3 protein-coding genes are annotated in these 2,671 nt (G+C 73.3%); 1 reads left to right on the top strand and 2 read right to left on the bottom strand.

Annotation, left to right across the window (positions count from 1 at the left end; all coding sequences use genetic code 11):
• Positions 1 to 250 precede the first annotated feature (250 nt).
• Positions 251 to 1,267: a UDP-glucose 4-epimerase GalE gene (gene galE, locus AE652_RS39230; protein ID WP_049660328.1), complete on the top strand. Its 1,017-nt coding sequence runs from the start codon at positions 251 to 253 to the stop codon at positions 1,265 to 1,267.
• A 13-nt stretch (positions 1,268 to 1,280) separates the two neighbouring features.
• Here galE and AE652_RS39225 read toward each other — a convergent pair whose 3' ends face one another.
• Both AE652_RS39225 and AE652_RS39220 read right to left on the bottom strand, forming a co-directional pair.
• Complete coding sequence (locus AE652_RS39225) at positions 1,281 to 1,970, bottom strand: transglycosylase SLT domain-containing protein (RefSeq protein WP_049660326.1); 690 nt, start codon at positions 1,968 to 1,970, stop codon at positions 1,281 to 1,283.
• Between the two features lie 71 nt (positions 1,971 to 2,041).
• Positions 2,042 to 2,248 carry an antitoxin gene (locus tag AE652_RS39220; RefSeq protein WP_049660325.1) on the bottom strand — a complete coding sequence of 69 codons (207 nt, stop codon included), beginning with the start codon at positions 2,246 to 2,248 and terminating at the stop codon, positions 2,042 to 2,044.
• Positions 2,249 to 2,671 lie beyond the last annotated feature (423 nt).

The following is a 2,671-nucleotide window of genomic DNA, read 5'->3' as shown; positions in this document are numbered from 1 at the left end:
CGCGCCCGGCCGCGTCCACGCGACCACCTCCGACGCCACCGCCTGGGCGGCCATCGGCACCGCCTGCGCGGCCGTCGTCCTGGTCGCCACCGGCCTCTGGCTGCGCCGCCACCGCGGCTGAGCCGCCCGGCACGGGCCGGCCGTTCCGGGGGAGCGGCCCCGTCGTGGAACCGGCCGGGTGCGAACCGACGTCCCTTCCGGTCACCGGGCGCCACCTGGCGCCCGGACGACCGCAAGGGAGCGCTCGCGCATGAAGAAGGTCCTGATCACCGGCGGCGCGGGATTCATCGGCAGCACCGTCGCCTCCGCCCTGCTCGACCGGGGGATCACCCCGGTCGTGCTGGACGACCTCTCCCGGGGGCGGACCGAGTTCGTCGCGGACCGGCTCTTCTACCGGGGCGACATCGCCGACGCGGCCCTGCTCGACCGGATCTTCGCCGAGCACCCCGACATCGACGCCACCGTGCACTGCGCCGCGAAGATCGTCGTACCGGAGTCCGTGGCCAAGCCGCTGTACTACTACCGGGAGAACGTCGCCAAGACGGTCGAACTCCTGGACGCCCTCCAGCGCCACGGCTGCACCCGGGTCGTCTTCAGCAGCTCCGCCTCGATCTACGCCCCCACCCCCGACGCCCGGGTCGACGAGAGCAGCCCGGTCGACGCCGGCAGCCCGTACGCGCGCACCAAGCAGATGATGGAGCAGGTCCTCCAGGACTGGACCAGGGGCGAGGGTGCCGAGCGCCAACGCGTCATCGCCCTGCGCTACTTCAACCCGATCGGCGCCGACCCGCAGCTGCGCACCGGCCTCCAGGACCTCCGGCCCACCCACGCCCTCGGCAAGCTGATCGAGGCGCACACCACCGGCACCCCGTTCACCGTGACCGGCACCGACTGGGCGACCCGCGACGGCTCCGGCATCCGCGACTACGTCCACGTCCAGGACCTCGCCGAGGCGCACGTCGCGGCGCTGCTCCGGTTCGACGAGGTGATCGCCCCGGGCGTGGCGGACCGCTACCGGGTGATCAACGTCGGCACCGGCGACGGGACCACCGTGCGGGAGCTGATCGCCGCCTTCGAACAGGCCGTCGGCGCCAGCCTCGAGGTGCGGGAGGCCGGGCCGCGGCCCGGGGACGTGATCGGCTGCTACGCCGTCGTGGACACCGCGCGGGACCTGCTCGGCTGGCAGCCGCGGCGCGGCATCGCCGAGGGGGTCGCCGACGCGCTGGCCTGGCGGAGGGTCTGGTCCGCCCGGATCGCCGTCAGCTGACCGCCCGGAGGCGCTACTTCACGGCCTCGCCGGACTTCGACCAGTTGTCCCGCAGGCGGTCGAGGTAGGACTGCGCCTGGGAGCCGATCTTGACGCCCCGGGCGAAGGCCAGCATGTTGCCCGCGCCCGCGTTGTAGCCGAGGGCGACCAGTTCGTCCCGGCTGAGCGACACGCCCGGGCGCGCGGGAAGTTGGGCGGCGAGGTCGTGCAGGTGCCAGGCGGCCGCCTGGACGGCCAGGTCCCGGTCGTCCGGGAGCTCCTCCCACTGCCGGGAGGCGAAGGGGCGGCCGGGCTTGGTGTCGTCGAAGGCGGCCCGGTGCATGTTGGCGATGCCGAAGGAGGCGTCCGGTTTGCCGCGCTGCCAGGCCCGTTCGAGTTCGGGGTCGTGCGGCTTGTACGACTCGTTGTAGAGGATCGCCATCAGCAGCTGCGGGTTGACCCCGGCCTCGGTGGCGTACCGGCGGACCGGCTCCGCGTAGTCGGCCGGGTCGTAGCGGCCCGAGGGCTTCGACGGCTTCGCGGAGCCGCCGGCCGACGGCGCGGAGCCGGACCCGGGGACGGACGGGGCGGCGGCGGTCGGGGAGGGGTCGGCGGAGGCCGCGCCGTCGTGGTCGTTGCCGCGCAGGAGGCCCAGCCCGACCACGACCGCGACGGTGAGCACCAGCCACTGCCCCCAGCCCGGCCCCTTCTTCTCCTCGCTCACCGCTGCCGCCCCTCCCCGTTCGCCCGTGCGGTCGTTCGACCGTCGTGCGGCCGATCGTGTCCTGCGGCAGGTTACTCGGCGGGCTTCTGGTCGCCGTCGAGGTTGCGCAGGAAGTCCTTCGCCTTCTCGACGCCGGTGTCGATCTGCCCGCTGTACTTGCCGTCCGTGCGGTCGTCGATCGCGTCGCCGACCTTGTCCAGGCCCTGCCCGATCACGTCGCCGTGGTCACGGGCGAGGTCGGTGGCCTTGCCCGCGAGGTTCTTCAGACTCTCAAACATGGTGACGCTCTGCTCCTCTGATGCGTTCCTGATGGTGTGCCGACGTGGCGGGGATCATGACCATCCTAACGACGGTCCACCAGGCGGTCGGTCGCTGCCGGGTGGCAGCGGATGACTTTGCTGAAATGGGTTTTGTATGCTCCAGCCCAACCTCTACAGCAATGTAGAGGCTTGGTCCCCGCCAGGACGTCACCAGGGCGCCGCCAGGGCCCCGGCAGGACCGACGGCGTCCCGGCACGCGCGGTGGTGCGATCGCGCCGCCGCAGCCGCAACGATCGAGGGAAGTGCGCATGGCCGGTCAGCGGGCGAGAACGCCGTACCAGGACGCGGGGCCCCGCACCGAGGACCGCGCCCTGCCCGCCCAGCGCTCCTGGCCGGCCGGTGCGGGAGCCGCAGGCGCCCCCGGGAGGCGCGCGGACACCG

The organism is Kitasatospora sp. MY 5-36 (genome assembly GCF_001182915.1).
Classification (GTDB): Bacteria; Actinomycetota; Actinomycetes; order Streptomycetales; family Streptomycetaceae; genus Kitasatospora.
This window is presented reverse-complemented; position numbering and strand designations above follow the sequence as displayed.